The organism is Marinomonas flavescens, assembly GCF_004352835.1.
GTDB classification, from domain to species: domain Bacteria; phylum Pseudomonadota; class Gammaproteobacteria; order Pseudomonadales; family Marinomonadaceae; genus Marinomonas; species Marinomonas flavescens.
The window spans coordinates 173357-194129 of the sequence record NZ_SJSB01000007.1 but is presented as its reverse complement, the minus strand read 5'-3'; the positions used below and the strand labels follow the sequence as shown (position 1 = coordinate 194129).

The window sequence follows — 20773 nt, the reverse complement described above, 5'->3', positions numbered from 1 at the left end:
CATTTGAAAATGTATTGATCGTATAACGCTCTTAAAAGCTGTGCATTTATGTGCGGCTTTTTCGTTTCTTAGTTATACCGTCTCTAGTCGAACTTCCTTTCATGATGTAATCTTTGTTTATGTATATTGATAGCCATTGCCACTTAGATTTTGATGTTTTCGATGACACGCGAGATGCTTTAATGGCGTCATGTCGTGCTGCCAAAGTAGAAGGCTTTTTAGTGCCTTCAACAACTAAAAATAGTTGGGTTCGAATTGCTGAATTGGCTAATGTTTATTCTCAATGGCGGGTCGCTTATGGGCTTCATCCATATTTTTTGGAAGGTGCAAAGCTTGATGACATTGAATTATTAGCAGAGCAGTGTCAAACCAGGGGCGCTATTGCTGTTGGCGAAATAGGGCTTGATTGCTGGCCTGGTGCAGTAGAGCTTAAGCGGCAACAGGCTTTTTTTTCAAGACAGTTAATAGTAGCTCGTGATTTGGGTCTTCCTGTTATTCTGCATGCTCGGAAAAGTTATGACTTAGTGCTCAAGGCGCTTCGTGAGACACAATTTACTTTTGGTGGTGTTGTGCATGCTTTTAATGGCAGTATTGAGCAAGCGGAGCGTTTTCGGGCATTAGGGTTTGTTCTAGGAATTGGTGGTACGATTACTTATCCTAGGGCGAAAAAAGCGCAGCGTGTGTTAGCACAGCTCGATGCGTTCTCTTTCGTGTTAGAGACAGATTCACCTGATATGCCTTTGTGTGGTTTCCAAGGGGAGTTAAATACCCCTCTTTCTATTCCAGGTATTGCCCATTGTGTTGCGGTAATACGAAACAGTAGTGCTGAAGAAATTGCACTGCAAACAAACCAGAACCTTCTTAGTATTTTCCCTAAGTGGTATGAGGATTCGCTTTGACTAGTAAACAAGAGATTAATGCTCCCATTAACATATTGCTGTTGGGGGCTGAATCTGAAGTAGGTGCCGCATTACTATCATTTTCAAAAGATCAGATTGACGTTAACTGGATATTTCCTCAAGAAGGCGTTCTGCTAGGAGATGATGCGGCAAATGAATTGGCGTCTATGGAATATGATGTTGTCATCGACGCATTGAGTTTACGCTATGCTTTGCAAGATGATTACAGCAAATTCCAAAAAATACTCACCGTGTTGAGTGAACACAAAGCTCCTCTTATTATGTTGAGTAGCGCCAGAGTATTCTCTGGTGAAAATAATGTTCCTTATCTTGAAACTGATAAACCTGATAGCGATGATCCTTATGCTCGCATGCTAATTCAATCAGAATCTATAGTGTTAAATAACCCTGAAAATATAGTATTAAGAACTGGTTGGTTGTTTAGTGGTAATGGTGATGATTTTGTTTGTCGAACATTAGGTTTGATTCAAGATGGTATTAATCTTGCTTACAAAGATAACCTTATTGGCAGTCCTACACCGGTGTCTGATTTAGCTCGAGTGATTTTATCTTTAGTAAAACAGCGCTATTATGGTGCGAGTAATACAGGTATTTATCACTACTGTTGTGCAGAAGAAATTAGTTGGGTTCGCCTTGTTGAGGCTATTTTGGCTACGTCTGGTCAATTTGATCCTAAAGCTCAATTAGAAGTAGAGTCTTTAGAAGGGGCTTTTGCTGAAGAAGATGGGATGGTTGTACAGATAAAAAGACAGTCTTTGTCATGTCGAAAAATATTTAATCATTACGGTGTTAAGCAACGACCATGGCGCTCGGTATTGCGAAATATGGTTAAAGAGCTTTATAAGGCGTAATGAAAAGGGGGATTAAGATTTAACGTGAATAAAATTAATCATAAAGCAGTGGTGCTAGTCTTCTTATTGCAGATTCTTTTGGGTTTTGCATGGTATTCTGGTGCACCTATATCCTTGGTCAATGATAGCGATAGCGTGTCTAGATTCCCCTCGATTAATCATATCCTATTGTTCTGTTTAGCATCGTTTGTGTATTTGTATTTTACAGCTTGGCTACTTGTGAAGCTAAAGCCACTGTCTAGTGTATCGATGATGATATTTACCCTAGGCGTGTGGGTCTGTACTGTTTTACCTAATTATATTTTCATGAGTGCCTTTCTTCATCTCGAATTTTTTAACGCATTATATTTATTGTCTTATGGTGCGCTTAGCTGTTTATTGGCGGCAATTGTTCTTCCTTTATGGCGATCGTCGCGCTCTATATTTAAAGGCTGAGCCGATTTAAACATGTCTGGTCAAAAATTGTATGCTGTATGAAAAGAGGGTAGAGATAGAGCGAAGGCTTATAGATTGGTAACTAGATTGGAAAAGAAGCAGCTAATACCTCAGGTGGTACTAGCTGCTTTTTTATTTAGCAAATATCGTCAAATTCGTTTTTAACATCAAAAACAACAGGCATTTCATAGCCAGGAAGATGAATATCTGTATCGCTAATGGCTAAGTCTTCGCCGCCAAGAACGTTAAAGCCAAATTTATAAACAGGAAGTACTTGCCCATGAATAGCAGCTTGATTATAAGCTTCGGCAGTGTTTTTCACTTTTATATTTTTGACTTTATACGCTTCTAACTCTTCTTTTGAATAGCGTTTGCTTAGCATTTCCATGACCTTATGAGGTGCCAATAAAATTGCCGTTGCGTTATTGCCACCAAAACCTTTTGAGTTAAGAAGAGCCGCATCGAAATGCGTTTTCCCGTAAGATTCATGTTTAAGTTGGAAGCGAAGACCTTCCTGGTAGACGTCATTAGCAAGCTCTGACGAGGTTGTGATGCCGGGTAGAATGCCATCTTTCCAAACACCTAAAGAAAGGTGTAATTGGTCTCCGCCAGCCGTTCCTTGAGAATGACCAAGAAATGCTTTTAACGCTGTAACAGGCATACCCGTTGCACCAAAGCTTGTCGCAACCTTACTAAGTACGTGTGATTCTGTCACTCGGTTCTGAGGCGTACTAGTACCATGAGCTTGGATGAAGGTTCGCTCAGTTAAGCCTTCCTTTCCTATCACATTCTGTAAATAGGCCATGGCTTTACTCATAGTAAGGTAATTGCCAATCCCTGGTGCAGAAATAGATTTTTTATGCCCATCGGCATTAGAAAATACAGCAGGAATAGCGCCATAGATTTCAGCGCCTAGTTCCATTGCTAACGCATCATCCATTAGCAAAGTCCATTGGCTTGACTCGGCAATGGTAAAGCCGCAGTTTTGAGCAAATGGACGACAGCTGCGAGTATGGTCCGGTTCTTCTTGGTTGTTTATTTGGTCAAGAGCAAGAAGTGCGGTGTCTTCCGCTAAAGCCCCCATAGTTCGGAAGCCTTCAATTATTTCTGGTGTAATCGGTGCATCACTGCCACCGACCATAGCAACTCGCAATTTACCAGACTTAATCCCTTCAACGGCTTTTTCTAGGTTAAAAAAGTACGTTGCACAAGCACCAATAGAAGTACCGACACTGCCGACGCTGCCTAAAATATAGGCGTTAACAAAGTCCGCTGGCATTTGGGCGTAGCCAAGAGGCAAGTGTTTAGAGGTCGTTCGTTTGCCTATCAGCGCAGATTTCAGCATTCCGCCAAAACCAAGGTCGTCCATTTGGCCTATAGAATTGGCCGCATAAACCGCCATTTGATCAGGTGCTACCTTACTACGAATAAGCTCCCAATCAATGCCGCTACTTTGAACCGCATCAGAGGCTCCATATACAGTCATTTGTAGACCGCGAGGGTGGTTTCTACTCTGATAAAGCTTGGAAGGGTCAAATCCAGTTGGTAATTGACCTGCAGATTTTACTGATAAAGCTTTAGAATCCTTGATAAAGGCTTCCAAGTTACCATCAATAGTCACTCTAGATAGGTGATCTGAAATCTCAGTTACTTGCCAATTTGTAGGGCGGTCAGAAGGTAGAGAACGGGTTTTAATCGTAAAACTCAGCTTTTCGTCTTGGCCAGTTGGCGTTAATACGGCAGATTTATGTCGAGTGACGTGATCAACGTCGAACAAGCTAGGGTGTATTCTACGAATCAATGTTCTTGCAAGTAATGATTCGCCAATGCTGTCAATAAGAGAAGCTGCGTCTAGCTCTTCTCCACTTTCCGTATGCCAAAGACCATTCTTATATTCTGCGGCATTTGTGAGTGTGGCAAGATCGAGTAATACATCCTGCTGAATTGAGCTTGGGAGAAGATCTAATACAATCCGTCGATAGGCTTGATGAGAAGATGAACGACCAGCTGAATTGATTCCGCCAAAGCCAATAATAACAGGTAAACGGGCCAATTGAATTTCCTCGTTCTTAATTGAGTGGGTAAATAATCAGGCTATTGTAATGAAGGTCGGATTGCTTAGCCACCCTGTGGCGAAAAATTCACTTCAAATATATAGGTCTAAGTTACAAAATTATGCACAGATAGCTGTGACGTTTTATTCAGTGCTCTTTTGCTTGCTACGATTGAGTGTGTTGAATCGCCAAAGCTTGTTGTATTGGATCAGTCCTTCTATTTCGTCTACATAATCCTGTCCACGTTGTGAATAATGATCTAAGCCATGTACGAGAGCAAGTCCAGTAATAGGTGCTTCGTTTTCTCGTAAGTCAGCGCGTATGCCTCTTAATTCTTTGTAAGCCGCATTGCTATTTAAATTATCAATATAGGAAAATACAGATTCTCGAGCATTAGAAAACTTACGTACTTCATGGTCTGCATCGTCATCTCTTGACTCTGGAATAAGACCACAACCTTTTCTAAAGCACCATTGACCAAAAAAGTTATTTCCCTCTGTTGCAAACCGAGATGTTCCCCATGCTGATTCATTAGCCGCTTGGGCGAGAACCAACGAGGTGGGTACGATATCAATGTGAGCTAACAGCTCGTCAATATCATCCGCAGTAATAGTATCTACTTTATTGAGCTTATAGTTAGACATTAACTCAATAACCCATTTTTTATCCTTTTTTGACAAACTCTTGGCTTTTTTTCTTAAGCTGATAAGCCGATCTCTTTCAGCAAGTAATAAAGTGTTTTTTTGATTTACAAAAGGTGTTAAAAAATTAAAAAAAGTTGTTTTTCGCAACTTGATATTTTTAATAGCATTGAAGTCAGGTGTCTTGGTTTGAATGGGATGTGTTTTGAAGTAATTTTTTTCGTCACGTGTTGCTTCATCTGACTCGTTAATAGTGCCGTCATTCGTGGTTTCTGATACTTGGCTTTTAGGCGTATTACTTTGCACATCTTTCACTGGCTCAATTTTGAGCCAAAGAATAAATATTAAAGCAAAGGATATAAGCCAGAGAATTTTTCTTTCCATAAATGACCACAAATCTCAATATTTTTGTGAATTTAAGCGCATGACGTAAGTAAAACGCGTATTCACATGTTTGTATTTTAGTAGAAAAAGTACTTTTATTATCTCGAAAAAACACAGACTTTAATAGCTTTATCCTTTAACTCCTCTAATTTTACCTTATTTGTCTATTTTTGCGAAAAAGTGCTAATTAAAAAGAAAGGCTTGTCTTATTTTACAGAACACTGGCCTCTGTGTTGCTGTAAAGTGGGTGAATCGCTTTTCTTAATATTCTGTAAATAATGTCCAGATTGGCAGTGGGTCTTTATAAACTCATGGAATGAATGCTACACCTCTATTTCTACTCAATTAATAAGCCAATTTTAGTGTGCTTACTATTTATTTACTTATTGTTAATGAAAGTTACGTGCTTTCGAGGCAAAATGTCGATTGTATTTAATCGAATGATTCAATGATTCAATGATTTAAGGCGTTTTATGGTTGAGCGTTTACAGTCTCTCTTATTTCCATGTCTAATTTTGCTTGCCAGTGTGTATGCCAGCTTATATGTAGGTTTTCTTCCTCCTCTGTGGGTTGATCTGCTTCCATTATTGCCTTTTATATTGTTTGCCATCGGGATTCTTTTGGCTTGGCATTTCAATAAAGGTCGTGTGCTAATTTTAGTATGTTTACTTCTTATTCCTAAAGTACACAGTGCGGACAGTGATGCCTCGGTAACGGCTTATTTGGTCGTGTCTTGTCTTTGTATTGCCCTTTTGACTTTTGTAAAAGAGCGTGGCTTTTTTAATCGATTTGTCATTAATCGTTTTTTGTTTTTGGCTATGTTGTTGTGTTGGTCTTACTCCGTTGAAGCTCACTGGATTTCCTTTGGTTTTTTAGACCACCCCATTTTCAATCTTCAGGTTACTTGGTCTACTTTCTTGCTTTGGACCATCTTATTGTTGAGTATTTCTCTCATTTTTACGTCATGGTGGGTGAGTAACGATAACTTTAGTGCCTGTGGCTTGGTCAGTATTGTTAGCTTGATCCTATTGAGTCACTTTTCTGTTTCTCAAAGTCAATTTGATGCTTTGTTGTCTGCACAATTCTTGTTGTGGATTTGGTTTTTATTAATGGAAAGTCATCGTATGGCATATTTAGACGATTTGACTAAATTGCCCGGGCGTCGAGCACTTAATGAAAAATTAGTGGGTCTACCTAAGAAATATGCTTTAGCGATGGTGGATATAGATCATTTCAAGAAATTTAACGATACCTATGGGCATGACATGGGCGATAGGGTTCTGAAAAATGTAGCGACCCAATTAAAGCGTTTTTCTCATCCTGGACAAGCATTTCGTTATGGAGGAGAAGAGTTCACCATAGTGTTTCGCCATAAACATCTTGAAGAAGTGAGCGACATTCTAGAGGACATTCGTGACCAAATTGAGCATGCAAGTGTTTCTGTATTCGATCCTAAGAAAAAACAAGATATTTTTGTTAACGTTACTGCCAGTTTAGGTGTGGCTTTTGCCAGTCAAGGAGAGTTCCCTGATGCTGTATTAAAGCGAGCTGATGAGGCGCTTTACCAGGCAAAGCGTAAAGGACGCAATCAAATTGTGCAGGCGAATTCATCGAAAACGCGCAAAACATAAAAAAACTTGTACAAATGGTCAGATATTTTCTTTCAATCTATTGCGCTTATAAAATAGCTGTTTATAATTCTTAAAACGACTTCATAGATACCTTTTTGAAAGGCATCTATTACAAGTGAATTACGTATAGTGCGTGATTGCTTTGATAAAGAACATTGTTAGGAAAAGTCAAAGAGACCGATTTTAACAATAACTGAGCCAACGTGGTGCAGCAGTTAGCGTAACGATGAATGCCTATAGTCGTTTAACGTCTCTGCTGTGAGGGGAAATGGGGAGCTTCGGCTCCCTTTTTTTTATGCAAATTTTTATCTTTCCTTTCTGTTGCTTCTTACTCCTATTAAAGAATGTTATCTTTACTATTAATATTGTCGGTCACAGAAAGCAATGTTTCCTCCTTTAGTTAATATCCGTCTATCCGTCAGTCAATGAGGCATTATTTTGTCTGAAGTAAAGAGAGCAAAAGATCAGTTAAAAACGCACATTCGTGCGCAAAATCAAGCACTTATTCTTGAAACGGCAGAGCGTGTTTTTGCTCGTCAAGGCTTAGCAAAAACAACGACACAAATGATTGCGAATGAAGCCAATTTACCTAAGGCGAATATCCATTATTACTACCGTTCTAAGAAAGATTTATTAGAAGCAGTATTGGAGCGTATTTTGTCGATGTGGCTAGCATCGGTTAGTCAATTCAAATTAGAAGATGGGCCGCAAAAAAACTTAACGCGTTATATTTCTGAGAAAATTGATCAATCTCGTTTCAATGTTAGTGCATCTAAAGTGTTTTCCATGGCGCTTATCGGCGAGGATGAGTTTGTATTAAGTTATCTTCGTGAGCATTTTGTAACGGAATTAAGTCGCGAAAAAAATACGATTCAGACCTGGATAGACCAAGGCCTAATGGCGCCTATTTCTACAGAGCATCTTTTTATTAGTATGTGGGCAATGACGCAAACCTATGCTGACTTTGATGCACAGGTGAAAGTGCTGCTCAACAAAGAAATGTTGGAAGAAAACGATTATGAAGAAGCCAAGCAGTTTATCACACGAATGGTATTAGCCGGCTGTGGTGTGAAAGAGGTTTCGATATGACCTTCCAAAGTGCAATTACTTTTTTTATTGCTATCTTTGTTTTTAGTATTACCCCAGGGCCTGGGGTATTCGCAATCATTGGTCGTAGCATGGTACGTGGCGCGAAAAACTCAATCATGCTGTGTGTCGGCATGGCATTAAGCGACATTGTTTATCTCATTATGGCTTGCTACGGATTGGCTGCAATTGCGGCACAATGGGAAACGGTATTTTTAGTGATACGCTACTTTGGAGCGGCCTATCTGATCTATCTTGGTTGGAAAATGTGGACAGCCTCTGTCTCTGAATCCGATGGAGTATCCTCATCGAAGAATGCTAAGAATGGCTTTGCTAGTTTTCTTCAGGGTTTTATGATCTCAGCATCAAATCCTAAGGTTATCGTCTTTTATATCGCATTTTTACCCAGTTTTCTGGATGTAACTGCACTGCATGGAATGGACATCATATTGGCCGCAGTGATTGCATTTTCTGCTTTGCTACTTGGTCTGTCTATTGTTTCTGTAGGCGCTTCACAAGCGCGTCGTTATATGAAATCTGAAAAAGCGATGAAAGGATTAAATCGATCCGCAGGCAGTATTATGGCGCTGGCAGGTTGTTATTTGGGATTAAAGGGTTAGATTATTAAATAATTGCGTTCTAAAAGAATTTTTAAAACGCTGAGAAGGCCATCAATCGCTAGGTTGATGGCCTTTTTTACTTAGCGAGTTCCGTAAATACGGTCACCTGCATCACCAACACCTGGGCGAATGTAAGCATGTTCATCTAGTTCACGATCAATAGAACCTATGTACATTGATACATCTGGATGCACTTTTTTAAACGCTTCAATGCCTTCAGGTGCTGCGAACAAGCAGATGAAGCGAATGTCTTTTGCACCCATTGATTTCACTTTATCAATTGCAGCAATGGCTGAGTTGCCAGTGGCTAACATAGGGTCGACAACAATGATGGTTCTTTCATCCACTGAATGTGGCATTTTTGAGTAGTATTCAACAGGCTGTTTAGTTTCCGGATCGCGATACATACCAACATGACCAACGCGAGCGGAAGGAGATAATTTAAGTACGCCTTCTGCTAAACCATTACCAGCTCGCATGATGGTGACGATGCATAGTTTTTTCCCCTTCAAAACAGGGCTCATTGTTGTTTCTAGAGGTGTCTCTATCTCGGTATCAACCGTTTCCAAATCGTGAGTTGCTTCATAACCTATTAAGGTTCCTAGCTCTTCTACTAGCATGCGAAATTCACGAGTGCTGGTGTTTTTATCTCGTAGACTCGTTAGTTTATGTTTAACAAAAGGGTGGTTGATCACGAAAATATCAGAGTAAGTATCAAGAAGTTGGTCGCGAGTCATAGTGTGGGTTCCTTTCAATTCAAAGTGGGCGCGGCGCTTTATCACCTTGTTTAGGTAGCGGCTTGCGGAAGTAATTTCAGGAATGATACCACAATGGTTTTATCGGTTAATAATCAATCCTGTCTTTTTAGTTAATGGATGCTGGAATTAACAAAGAATGGGAAAGTTTTTTTAGGGATTGTTTTCATACGGATTGGCATTACATAAATACATAACTTAATTAGATTCTGATGCAATTTTTCGAATCTCAATATTGATAATGAAAAATGGATTCATTGAGACATAAATTATGAGTAATGATGAGCAGTACACAGATGAGCAATTAGAAGATATTGAAGCTGATGATGTCGCTATCAGCGATCCTAGGGCATTAGCACTTCCGGACGATGTCCTTCCCGATACTCTTTATATTTTACCTATTTCTAGTCGTCCTTTTTTTCCTGCACAAGTGCAGCCAGTGATGGTGGATGCTGATCCATGGGAAAACACATTAGATCTTATTGCAGAAAATCCACAAATGGCTGTGGGTTTAGTTTATGCCGATAAAGTAAAGGGCGCGCCTCCAGTGGAAGCGTTTCGTACAATCGGTTGCGTTGCAAGAGTGCATAAAGCAGAAAAACAAAATGATAAAATTACCTTCTTAGCACAAGGTGTTAAACGATTTGAGGTTGTTGAATGGTTGAGCGAAACCGCGCCATACCTTGCAAGGGTTCGTTATATCAACGATTCAAAAGTAAACAATGACGAATCAAAAGCATATTCGATTGCTATTTTAGATTCGATCAAAGAGCTGATTCGTTTAAACCCGCTATTCAGCGAAGACCTTCGCCAGTATCTTGGTCGCTTTTCGTTTAATGAGCCCGGTTTGTTGGCTGACTTTGCGGCTTCAATTACGTCGGGTGATGCTAAAGAATTATATGAAGTTCTAGAAACAATATCTGTTCCCGCTAGAATGCATTTGTCACTGACATTGCTTAAGAAAGAGCTTGAAATTGCTCGTCTGCAGAATGAAATTAGTGCGGAAGTAAATGAGAAAATTAGTCATCATCAGCGTGAGTTCTTCTTAAAAGAACAGCTCAAAGTCATTCAAAAAGAGCTGGGTATATCCAAAGACGATCGGACATCTGATGTAGAATCTTTTGAAGCTCGTCTCGAAGGGAAAACGGTTCCTGATTCGGTGAACGAGAAGATTCAAGAAGAGCTTCATAAGTTAAGTATTCTTGAAACTGGCTCGCCAGAATATGGAGTGACACGTAATTACTTAGATTGGGCTACTTCGATTCCATGGGGAGTTCATTCAAAGGATAATCTTGATATTAAGATCGCGCGTGATGTATTGGAATCTCATCATGCAGGTTTAGGTGATATCAAAGATCACATTGTTGAGTTTCTAGCGCTTGGTGCTCATCGTGGCGAAATGGGAGGTTCGATTTTGTTACTGGTGGGGCCGCCAGGGGTTGGTAAAACCTCGATTGGTAAATCCATCGCCGAATCCTTAAATCGTAAGTTTTACCGTTTTAGTTTGGGTGGCATGCGTGACGAAGCAGAAATAAAAGGCCATCGTCGTACTTATGTAGGGGCATTGCCTGGTAAGTTTGTTCAAGCGCTAAAAGACGTAGAGGTGGAAAATCCGGTCATTATGCTGGATGAAGTAGATAAAATTGGCTCTTCTTTCCAAGGCGATCCCGCGTCTTCTCTATTAGAAGCATTGGACCCAGAACAAAACAGTGAATTTTTAGATCATTATTTAGACATGCGAGTAGATTTGTCTAAGACCTTGTTTATCTGTACGGCAAACCAGTTGGATACTATTCCCGCACCATTATTAGACCGTATGGATGTGATTCGCTTGTCTGGTTATATTGGTGACGAAAAACTGGCGATTGCCAAACAGCATTTATGGCCTAAATTGCTCAAGAAAAATAAGCTGCTGAAAAAACAGTTAAATATCACTGATGCCGCGTTACGTCATATTATTGAACATTATGCTCGTGAAGCTGGGGTTCGAGGCTTGGATAAACTGTTACAAAAGATTTTGCGGAAGTCAGTAGTAAGCTTGATGACAGGTGAAAAGGACGGCATCAGTGTTGGTGTGAAAGACGTAGAAACATTGCTTGGCATGCCGTATTTCCGCCCAGAAAAAACCTTACAAGGTGTTGGCGTGGTTACTGGTTTGGCTTGGACGTCTATGGGTGGAGCGACCTTACCGATTGAAGCTAATAAAGTACATGAACTAACACGTGGCTTAAAACTCACTGGTAAGCTGGGTGATGTGATGAAAGAATCAGCCGAAATCGCTTATTCCTATGTCTTCTCCCATGCCAAGAGTTATCAAAAGGCTCCTGAGTTTTTTGATAAGAGTTTGATTCATTTGCATGTGCCGGAAGGCGCTACTCCCAAAGATGGTCCAAGTGCTGGAGTTACCATGGCAACGGCTTTGATGTCATTGGCAAGAAATGAGCCTATACGTCGAGGGTTAGCGATGACAGGTGAACTTACATTAACAGGCCAAGTGTTAGCGGTTGGCGGTATTCGTGAAAAACTTATTGCGGCAAAGCGCAGTAGAATAAGTGAAGTGATTTTACCAGAGCCTAATCGTCGAGATTTCGAGGAATTACCCGATTCGGTCAAGGAAGGAATGACCATTCATTTCGCAGAACGTTTTACAGATGTGGAAAAAATTGTCTTTAATCGAGGCAGTAACGATATTCACTGATCATATCCACAAAGAATGCATTCTCACTGGTAAAGATACGTGAGAAAATAATTAAGCCGGACGAGTGAAACCTCATCCGGCTTTTTCATATGAGTCGATATCAGGGGAAATGAATGCCGCATCAGGCAAAACTAACACAAGGTTCAACGTTAAAGCATGTGGTGATGATGTCATTTACCAGTGCTCTTGGTTTGATGTGTATGTTTTTGGTTGATCTAGTCGACATGCTTTTTCTTTCTATGTTGGGTGAAAAAGAAGCGGTGGCGGCGGTGGGTTTTGCTGGCACTATTATGTTCTTTACGATCTCTTTGAGCATTGCTGTCTCTATTGCTGCTACCGCTCTGGTTGCTAGGGCAATAGGTGAGGGGAATGTGGCGCTTGCGAAGCGCCGAGCTGTGAATGTGTTGGCTTTCGGTATTGTCTTTTCTACCGGAATCGTATTGTTTTTGTGGCCTCATATTTCTGAAGTTTTATCCTTTATTGGTGCGAGTGGGCGGACACTTGAGCTAGCCAGTGGCTATTTACATATTCTGGTCTTAGGCATGCCTGCGGTGATGATTGGTATGATAGGATCTGGCATTATGCGCGCGTTGGGCGATGCACGGCGTGCCATGTATGCCACTTTAATTGGTGGGATAGTCAATGCGATACTAGACCCTATTTTTATTTTTGCTTTGGGGATGGGGGTTCAAGGTGCGGCGTTAGCGTCTTTAATTGCCCGTTTTTCTATGGTGATAGTGTCTTATTATGGAGTAGTGCATGTCCATAAGATGCTGGGTAAGTTTGATATCATGGAGTTTTTTGCTGATATCAAACCAATTTCTAAAATAGCCTTGCCAGCTATGTTGACAAGCTTGTCCTCGCCATTAGCTAACACCATAGTGATGAGTCATACCGCGACCTTTGGGGATGATGCTGTTGCTGCCATTGCTATCATTGGTCGTATCATACCTGTGGTATTTGGCGGCTTATTTGCCTTGTCTGGTGCGGTAGGTCCGATTTTAGCTCAGAATTATGGTGCCCGACATTTTGATCGTATGCATAGGGCTATTTATAGTGCGGTGACCTATGCTTTTGGCTACTGTCTTGTCTTGTGTTTTTCTTTGTACTTTATGCAAGATTGGCTGGTTTCTGTATTTAATGCAACGCAAAGAGCCGCAGACCTTATTCGTTTTTTTGCAACGTATGTGTCTTTTAGTTTCTTCTTTCAAAGCTTATTGTTTATTGCTATTGCCGTGTTTAACAACCTAGGTAAACCATTCAATAGTACCTTGCTCAACTTTGGCCGAGCAACGCTAGGTACTTGGCCTTTAATCTTTATTTTTGGCTCATTTATGGGGGCTGAAGGAGTCTTGTTTGGGCAAGCGGTTGGTTCGGTAATTTTTGGTTGCTTGGGTTTTTATATGGCCTGTAAATACCTTAAGAGCCTCGAAGAAAAAGAAGAGAGGTTTTTTTCTACTAGGCAATCTGTAGGCTACGACGACATATTGTAATCATCGTTTATCACTCTTTTTTGTGGCCCAAAGAAGAAATTCTTGATTGCCATCACCGCCTTTTATTGGGCTTTCAATGTAACATTTGACAACCATGCCGATGCTTTTTATAAATTGTTGGATGTCTTCTTCAAGCTGCTTGACTCGTTGTTTGTTTTTTACCAAGCCCCCTTTTCCAATGAATTCCTTACCTACCTCAAATTGCGGTTTAACAAGTGTGATTAAATCACCGCATGGTTTTAGTAAAGCTGGTAACTGTGGCAGTATTTTTGTTTGAGAAATAAAAGAAACATCCATTACAACAAGGTCAAAGCCGCCACTAGGAAAATGATGGGTAAGATCATCAGCGGTGAGGTGTCTGGCATTAATACCTTCCAAACACGTTACCCTAGAATCCTCGCGCAAGCGCTTGTCTAGTTGATCATGTCCTACTTCCACGCCGACAACATGCTCTGCACCGTGTTGAATAGCGCAATCGCTAAAGCCGCCGGTGGACTGGCCTACATCCAAGACTTTAAATCCAGAAATGTCGATTTTTGTGTATTTGAGGGCGCCTTCTAACTTTAACGCGCCTCGAGAGACGTAGCGATCAGCATGATCTGCAACAATCTTCAATTCGCATTCAGGTTCAAGCTTGAGGCTAGGTTTGGTGACGGTGACCCATTTTTCCTCTTGCTTGAAGGAGACGCGGCCCTCACTGATAAAAGTTTGTGCTTGAGATCGAGATTTAGCCAAGCCTTGCTCAGTAAGTAATAGGTCAATACGAATCATTCGGTGCTCATTGAAGTAGTAAAGTTAATATGGAATATTAGCAAAAAGTGATCAATCAAAGTAGATTTATGAGATTAACGCGATACATTTTCGTTGCAAAACATTAAGTAAGGAATAGATATGTTGTTACAGACCTTGATTAGCGCACAGGCTTTGAATGAAATAATTAAGCAAGATAATGTCATCCTTTTAGATTGTCGGTTTTATTTAACGGATCATGAAAAAGGGAGAAAAGAGTACGAGAAAGAACATATCCCTAAGGCCATTTTTGTTGATGTTCATCATGAGTTGGCTGGTGTAGAAACGGAATACTCAGGCCGCCACCCTTTACCAGAAACGGCTGTGTTTGCGGATCAACTTCAGCATTGGGGGATAAATCAGAAATCCCAAGTCGTGGTCTATGATGACATGGGTGGTGCCATTGCTGCTCGTGCTTGGTGGATGCTTTCTCAGCAAGGTATTAATGTACTTGTCTTGGACGGAGGCATTGCTGCGTGGAGAGAACAAGGGTTGCCAATATCAACAGAGAGTGCGGATTTATTGCCCTCAGATCATCGGTTTGAAGTCTCTTTCCCCTGGGAAGTGACAGAGAATAAGATCGTGGAAAATTTTGAATTAAATCTTTTCCAACTTATTGATGCGCGTTCTTCTGATCGTTTTAATGGTGAAAATGAAACGATTGATCTTGTTGCAGGCCATATTCCAGGGGCAATTAATCGTCCTTTCTCTGAAAATTTAAATGCTAAAGGGCTTTTTAAAACAGAAGATGAGCTAAAAACGGGGTGGGGTACTTTGTTATCGGATAATGAAGAATATGTACATTATTGTGGTTCAGGGATTACCTCTTGCCATAATGTATTAGCATTGAATCATGCAGGTATTGAAGCTAAGCGTATTTATGTCGGCTCTTGGAGTCAGTGGTCTAAGCGTATGTTGCGAGCGGCAAATGTACAGGTCTAAATAACACTCAAAAGAGTGAAAAATAAAGAAAACCGTCTCTTTTTATTAATTTGAAGTGACGGTTTTTTTAGTTTGTATGCCCCGCTCTGAAATAGCTCTACATAGGAGTCACACCAGCAAGGAAAATTTGAACTTGCTGATTAGAGTCTCCCCATATGTGAGATTTAACCGCAAGTATAAATTTCTCAGCTTCCTTCAGCGAAACAATACCATCTAGTAATCGAACACCGATGCCTTCTTGAGTAAAGAAAAAATGCCAAATATGGTTATCGATGGATACTTCGCCTTCGCCGTTATCATAGGATACTTGTTTAAAAGGATAGCCAGCAGGAACAAAGCACGCTAATTCTTGGCCTGCTTCACCATAGTTAAGATCAGGAATATAGCCTTGACGATCAACCAGTTCAAACTTCATAGAGAACTCCTCGTGTTGTTTTCTTTTAGAGTAGTTTTAAATGACGCGTTTGACTACTTTTTTCGTTGAAAGCTGCTAAAAACCTACCTAGAATAGACGTTATCCTAGCATCTGCTTACCTTTTTATTACTTTATGCATGATGTAATTAATACGTGCGTTAAGGAAAATTTTAATGCCCAAGATAAGCAAAATATTAGTCGTTCGTAATGATAAAATTGGCGATTTTGTATTAGCATTGCCTGCAATACAAGCCATAAAAAAAGCATTCCCTTTAGTAAAAATTACTGCGCTTGTACCTAATTATACTAAGGAGATTGCTTCTGCTTTTTCATGGATTGATGAGGTCATCATTGATTCAAAAAAGGAAGACAGTAAAAAAGCACTCGTTCAGTTAATTAAAGAGCAATCATTTGATGCTGTAATTTGCTTCTTTTCTGATCGTTATAACGCTACTTTAGTACGACAGGCTCAGATTCCAATAAGAGTGGCGCCAGCGACTAAGTGGGTGCAGATTTTGTACACTCATACATTACGCCAGCGCCGTTCTCAATCGCTTAAACCGGAGTTTGAGTACAATTTGGATTTAGCTAATTATTTTATTGATATTTTAGGTGGCCAAATCCGAGGTGATTTAGAGCCTATGTTTCATTATAGTGATGAGGATCTGTCGAACCAGTTAACGAAGCTAGCTGGATTGGGCATAGCGAAAGAGAATAAGTTCTGTTTTATTCATCCCGTTACAGGTGGTTCCTCAAGCACATTGATGGTAGATCAATGGGCTGCTTTGATTGTTTTTTTAGATAGCATAGATGACTTTTATTTTGTGATTACAGCGGGCCCTAATGAAGCGCCAATATCTCAAGCTGTAGTTGATGCTGTAAAAAATAAAGTTTCTAGTGTCAGGTTGTACGATAAAAATGACGGCGTAGCCGATTTTATGTGTTCTATAGCGACCGCGGATTTATTTATTGCTGGCTCTACAGGTCCATTACATATTGCTGGAGCGCTTGATATTCCTACCATCGGTTTTTACCCTAAGAAGCGTTCCGCTACGCCACTTCGTTGGAAAACATTAAATACAGAGGGGCGTTGGTTGTCTCTATCACCCAATGAGGATGAGTCATTGTTAGTTAATATGGATGTGGCACGAAATTTTCCTGTGGTTGAGTCTTGGTACCGAAATTTAACAAGGAAAGGTTGATTTATGTCTACAAAGTTAAATGTTATGCATATGTGTTTGTCGACTGGCTTTGGTGGGTTGGAAATGTATCCAATTCGAGCGGGTAAGACCATGATGGCGCAAGGGCATAATGTATTTGGCGTTGCTCAACTTAACACTCCTACCAATGAGGGGATGGTTGCTACTTTTCAGGATACTTATTCATTATTAAGTCGAGGAGCTGGTTACCGTTCCTTTTTTAAATTAGCAAAATGGATTAAGAAGCATAATATAGGTTATGTGCACTGTCATAAATCCAGTGATTTACTATTGGCTGTATTGCTTAAAAAACGATGTGGTTTTGTGCTGATTTATACGGATCATATGGGAGTAAAGCGCCCTAAGAAGGATTTCTACCATAAATTCATATATCGCCATGTCGATTTACTGCTTTCTATTAGCCACTTTACTCGACAAGGTAATATTAAGGCGCTCCCAGTTCCCCCTGAAAAAATCAAGACTCTATGGTTAGGTACGGACATCCTTCAAGAAGGGCTCACAGAGTTTGACTTAAAAAAAGAGTTATCATTATCAGACGATGTGATGTTGATTGGAATTGTTGGTCGAATAACTCAAGGCAAGGGGCATAAGGAGCTGTTGCAAGCTTTTAATCAACTGTTGTCATCTCAGACGCATCTAATAATTGTAGGTGGATTAGAGTTAAAAACTGGTGGTGACCAGAGTTATGCGGATGATTTAAAACGCTATGTGGTTGACCATAGACTTGAAGATAAAGTTACCTTTTATGGCTTTAGTGATCAGCCAGATTGTTTATTACGTTGTATGGATGTCGTCGTTATCCCTTCGCATTTAGAAGCTTTTGGTCTCACGGTCATAGAAGCGATGGCTATGGGAAAGGCCATTATTGGCTCAAAATATGGAGCAATACCTGAAATTTTGGCAGATTCAGGCATTCAAGTAGATCCATTCGATACTGTAGCCTTTGCTAAAGCAATTGACTTTCTTTGTCAGAACAGTGGAGAGAGGGAGAGGCTATCTGCCCTTTCTAAACTGCGAGCTCAAGAATTCTTTGATCAGCAAAAACATGTTCAGTCTTTGCTCGCTTTATATCAAGAATGTTAATAATTAATTATGTGGCTTAGGTTGAGATCGTATCCATAAATCTGCGTATTTTACAAAAGTGGAATGCGCAGAAAGTATGGCGAGTAAAAAACCTTGTTTACCATCTAAAAAGCCTCGTTTTATTAAATACATTTTAACGAAGCAGGCAAAAGCATGCAGAGATGCTTTGCTTAATGAGGAAGTTTTACCTTGTTGTTCTTTTTGATCTGCTGAAAGTTTTGCATAGGATGCTGATTTAACCAGATAGTGTTGTAAGTCATCGTAAGTATAGTGAATTAGATCGCCTTCGAGAGGTAGTAGTCTGACATCATTGTTGAGTAGTACTTTTTCATGTACTAGATCATCTGAATAGTTTGCCTCATCAGCTCTGTAAAGTCTTGTGACTCTATCTGGATACCAGCCAGAATGTTCAATAAAACGACCGAATACCCAACTTTTTCGATTGATACTATAAGCTGTTTTTTTCTGATTTTGTTTAAGCGCAGTTAAGATGCTGTTTTTTAATGTTTCTGTCACGACTTCATCTGCATCTATCCACAGAATATAGTCAGTTTTTATTAATTTTTGCGCGGCTTGCCTTTGTAAGCCGAAGCCTTGCCAGTCTAATTTTTGATGGAACTGTTGGGTGTATTTACTGGCGATTTTCTGAGTGTCATCGGTGCTCCCAGAATCAAGGATTACAATTTCGTCCACCCATCCATTAAGGCTGTTAAGGCACATGTCTAAATTTTTAGATTCATTTTTTACAATTAAAACCGCGCTTATAGTATTTTTTTGTAATTTTTCAGTCATGTATTAATATCCAAAGTGGAGAAATTCAAGGCTTTGATAAGCTTACTAGGAAGTAACTGATTCTGACAGTTTGTATGACCAAGAGGGCAAGTGCGTTTGAAGCAAGGAGAACACTCTAAATGCAAGTTGTGAATGGTTTTATTCTCCGTCAACGGCGGTGTAAATAACTCGCTTGTTGAACCATAAATACCGTGCACTTCTGTGCCCACCGAAGCCGCGACATGCATTAAGCCTGAATCATTACTGACGGCTTTCTCTGCTGCAGAAAGTAGGTCGATTGCGTCTACTAACTTGGTTTTTCCACATAGGTTAAAGGCAAACTCGCCAAGCCCTTTGGTAATATTGTCCCCATCTTCTGCGTCTTTAGGGCCGCCTAGAACCCATATCTGATAGCCTGCTTTAATCGCTTGCTTAGCAAGTTCATGAAAGTAGGCAATAGGCCACTGTTTGGATGGGCCAAATTCTGCGCCTGCCATTAAAGCAATGGCGGGACGATCCGCTAGCTGATAAGTATTAAACAAGGCTTTTTGATTATCAAGATCAACCCGTAATGCAGGATGAGGCAGGGTTTCAGGTGGGTAAGCGTCTGCCGCAGGTAGACCAAGAGAGGTAAAACGCTTAACCGTTTGATTCAATACGCTTTTATCAAGCTTGCGTCTTTCATTGAGTAAGACATAGCGTTGTTCGCCAGTAAATCCTACTCTGTGCTTAACGTTGGCAAAAAAGGGAACTAGCGCCGACTTCCAAGAGCGAGGCATAACGATAGCGTGATCATAATGTTCACTACGTAATGATTTGCCCAGCTTTCTTCGGGTGCTAATGCCCCATTCGCCATGGCCTGTTGGTAGCGTGATCGCATTACGTACTTGTGGCATTCTCGCTAAAATAGGCGATGACCAATTTGGGCCAATGACATCAATAATCGCCTCTTTATCACGCTCTTTTAGCGTAATAAAGAGGCTTTGAGCCATTACCATGTCGCCGACCCAAGAAGGGCCGACAATTAAGTATTTAGCCATTAGAATCAAGCCATGTCAGGTAGTTTTGTACGCCTTGCGCAAGACCGCGGAAAGCGCCTTCGTAGCCAGCCTCTCGCAGTTTAGTAATATCGGCTTGAGTAAAACTTTGGTATGCGCCTTTGAGGTGTTCTGGGAAAGGAATGTATTCGATTTCGCCTTTACCATAGTGCTCAATGACTGTTTCTGCGATGGTTCGGAACGGTTCTGCGTTGCCGGTACCCAGATTGAAAATGCCAGATTTATCACCATTCTCCATAAACCAGAGTTTAGTATTCACTAGGTCTTCTACGTAAATAAAGTCGCGGCTTTGGCCACCGGCTTCATAGCCGTCGTAAGCACCAAACAATTTAGGGTTTTCGCCTTCCAGTACTTGATTGCGCAAATGAAACGCTACGCTTGCCATGCTGCCTTTATGCTGTTCACGAGGGCCGTAAACATTAAAGTAACGAAAGCCGACAATTTGGCTTTTTGCCGTTGGTAAAACAGCACGAATGTATTGGTCGAACTGAAACTTAGAGTAAGCGTACATGTTCAACGGTTTTTCGTTTTCACGAGACTCTTCAAAAACAGGGCCAGATCCGTAAACTGATGCCGAAGACGCATAGGAAAACGCCGCTCCATATTTTAGGCAAAAATCCAACACTGCTTTCGAGTATTGGTAATTGACGTCCATAACATATTTGCCATTCCACTCAGTGGTGGCAGAGCAAGCACCTTCGTGGAAAACCGCTGTTGGTTTAATGTTTAGCGTGTCATTTTTAATGGCGTCTAAAAAGTCGTACATATCCATGTAATCCGCAATATCTAGATCGGATAGGTTCAGACACTTCTTGCCGTCAGTTAGGTCATCGACTAATAGTATGTTGCGGATGCCCTTGTTATTTAGAGCTTTAATGATATTGCTGCCGATAAAGCCAGCGCCGCCAGTTACGATATACATAAATT

18 protein-coding genes are annotated in these 20773 nt (G+C 40.6%); 10 read left to right on the top strand and 8 right to left on the bottom strand.

What is annotated here, in order from left to right; all coding sequences use genetic code 11:
• Window positions 1-119 precede the first annotated feature (119 nt).
• Both E0D70_RS09535 and E0D70_RS09530 read left to right on the top strand, forming a co-directional pair.
• Window positions 120-899: a TatD family hydrolase gene (locus tag E0D70_RS09535; protein ID WP_133012042.1), complete on the top strand. Its 780-nt coding sequence runs from the start codon at window positions 120-122 to the stop codon at window positions 897-899.
• Entirely contained in the window at window positions 896-1771 is an 876-nt protein-coding gene (locus tag E0D70_RS09530) for an SDR family oxidoreductase (RefSeq protein WP_133012041.1), read from the top strand. Before E0D70_RS09535 ends, E0D70_RS09530 begins: the two co-directional genes overlap by 4 nt.
• A 571-nt stretch (window positions 1772-2342) precedes the next feature.
• Here the strand turns inward: E0D70_RS09530 and E0D70_RS09520 are convergent.
• Together E0D70_RS09520 and E0D70_RS09515 are read right to left on the bottom strand one after the other, a co-directional pair.
• A complete protein-coding gene (locus E0D70_RS09520; RefSeq protein WP_133012039.1) occupies window positions 2343-4259 on the bottom strand; it encodes a beta-ketoacyl synthase in 1917 nt (638 codons plus the stop codon).
• 144 nt (window positions 4260-4403) lie between these two features.
• Entirely contained in the window at window positions 4404-5285 is an 882-nt protein-coding gene (locus E0D70_RS09515; protein ID WP_133012038.1) for a glucosaminidase domain-containing protein, read from the bottom strand.
• A gap of 473 nt (window positions 5286-5758) precedes the next feature.
• On the opposite strand from E0D70_RS09515, the gene E0D70_RS09510 reads away from it, so the two are divergent.
• The 3 genes from E0D70_RS09510 to E0D70_RS09500 all read left to right on the top strand — a co-directional run bounded on the left by E0D70_RS09510 (window position 5759) and on the right by E0D70_RS09500 (window position 8622).
• Window positions 5759-6916, top strand: coding sequence for a GGDEF domain-containing protein (locus E0D70_RS09510; protein ID WP_133012037.1), 1158 nt, complete (start codon window positions 5759-5761; stop codon window positions 6914-6916).
• A gap of 438 nt (window positions 6917-7354) precedes the next feature.
• Window positions 7355-8005, top strand: coding sequence for a TetR/AcrR family transcriptional regulator (locus tag E0D70_RS09505; protein WP_133012036.1), 651 nt, complete (start codon window positions 7355-7357; stop codon window positions 8003-8005).
• On the top strand, window positions 8002-8622 hold the full coding sequence (locus E0D70_RS09500; protein WP_133012035.1) for a LysE family translocator: 621 nt from the start codon (window positions 8002-8004) through the stop codon (window positions 8620-8622). Before E0D70_RS09505 ends, E0D70_RS09500 begins: the two co-directional genes overlap by 4 nt.
• 80 nt (window positions 8623-8702) lie before the next feature.
• Here E0D70_RS09500 and upp read toward each other — a convergent pair whose 3' ends face one another.
• Window positions 8703-9359: a uracil phosphoribosyltransferase gene (gene upp, locus E0D70_RS09495; protein WP_133012034.1), complete on the bottom strand. Its 657-nt coding sequence runs from the start codon at window positions 9357-9359 to the stop codon at window positions 8703-8705.
• Window positions 9360-9648: 289 nt separating this feature from the next.
• Between upp and lon the strand changes: the two genes are divergently transcribed.
• Both lon and E0D70_RS09485 read left to right on the top strand, forming a co-directional pair.
• Window positions 9649-12075, top strand: coding sequence for an endopeptidase La (gene lon, locus E0D70_RS09490; RefSeq protein ID WP_133012033.1), 2427 nt, complete (start codon window positions 9649-9651; stop codon window positions 12073-12075).
• Between the two features lie 113 nt (window positions 12076-12188).
• The gene (locus E0D70_RS09485) at window positions 12189-13568 is read left to right on the top strand and encodes an MATE family efflux transporter (protein WP_133012032.1); all 1380 of its coding nucleotides are present in this window, start codon (window positions 12189-12191) and stop codon (window positions 13566-13568) included.
• Here the strand turns inward: E0D70_RS09485 and E0D70_RS09480 are convergent, their stop codons facing one another.
• Entirely contained in the window at window positions 13569-14339 is a 771-nt protein-coding gene (locus E0D70_RS09480) for a TlyA family RNA methyltransferase (RefSeq protein ID WP_133012031.1), read from the bottom strand. It abuts the gene before it with no gap.
• Window positions 14340-14459: 120 nt separating this feature from the next.
• Between E0D70_RS09480 and E0D70_RS09475 the strand changes: the two genes are divergently transcribed.
• Window positions 14460-15299 (top strand): sulfurtransferase, encoded by an 840-nt coding sequence (locus E0D70_RS09475; RefSeq protein WP_133012030.1) that lies wholly within the window; start codon window positions 14460-14462, stop codon window positions 15297-15299.
• Between the two features lie 97 nt (window positions 15300-15396).
• On the opposite strand, the gene E0D70_RS09470 is transcribed toward E0D70_RS09475, so the two are convergent.
• The gene (locus E0D70_RS09470; RefSeq protein WP_133012029.1) at window positions 15397-15714 is read right to left on the bottom strand and encodes a hypothetical protein; all 318 of its coding nucleotides are present in this window, start codon (window positions 15712-15714) and stop codon (window positions 15397-15399) included.
• Between the two features lie 173 nt (window positions 15715-15887).
• Between E0D70_RS09470 and E0D70_RS09465 the strand changes: the two genes are divergently transcribed.
• Together E0D70_RS09465 and E0D70_RS09460 are read left to right on the top strand one after the other, a co-directional pair.
• A complete protein-coding gene (locus E0D70_RS09465) occupies window positions 15888-16916 on the top strand; it encodes a glycosyltransferase family 9 protein (RefSeq protein WP_207923240.1) in 1029 nt (342 codons plus the stop codon).
• Window positions 16917-16919: 3 nt separating this feature from the next.
• Window positions 16920-18017, top strand: a complete 1098-nt coding sequence (locus E0D70_RS09460) for a glycosyltransferase family 4 protein (RefSeq protein WP_133012028.1) — start codon at window positions 16920-16922, stop codon at window positions 18015-18017.
• Window positions 18018-18020: 3 nt separating this feature from the next.
• Here the strand turns inward: E0D70_RS09460 and E0D70_RS09455 are convergent, their stop codons facing one another.
• From E0D70_RS09455 to rfaD, 3 genes are read right to left on the bottom strand one after another with little or no spacing between them, the layout of a single operon-like run.
• Entirely contained in the window at window positions 18021-18809 is a 789-nt protein-coding gene (locus E0D70_RS09455) for a glycosyltransferase family 2 protein (RefSeq protein ID WP_133012027.1), read from the bottom strand.
• On the bottom strand, window positions 18806-19828 hold the full coding sequence (waaF, locus tag E0D70_RS09450; protein ID WP_133012026.1) for a lipopolysaccharide heptosyltransferase II: 1023 nt from the start codon (window positions 19826-19828) through the stop codon (window positions 18806-18808). Before waaF ends, E0D70_RS09455 begins: the two co-directional genes overlap by 4 nt.
• Complete coding sequence (rfaD, locus tag E0D70_RS09445; RefSeq protein WP_133012025.1) at window positions 19821-20768, bottom strand: ADP-glyceromanno-heptose 6-epimerase; 948 nt, start codon at window positions 20766-20768, stop codon at window positions 19821-19823. Before rfaD ends, waaF begins: the two co-directional genes overlap by 8 nt.
• Window positions 20769-20773: the final 5 nt, after the last annotated feature.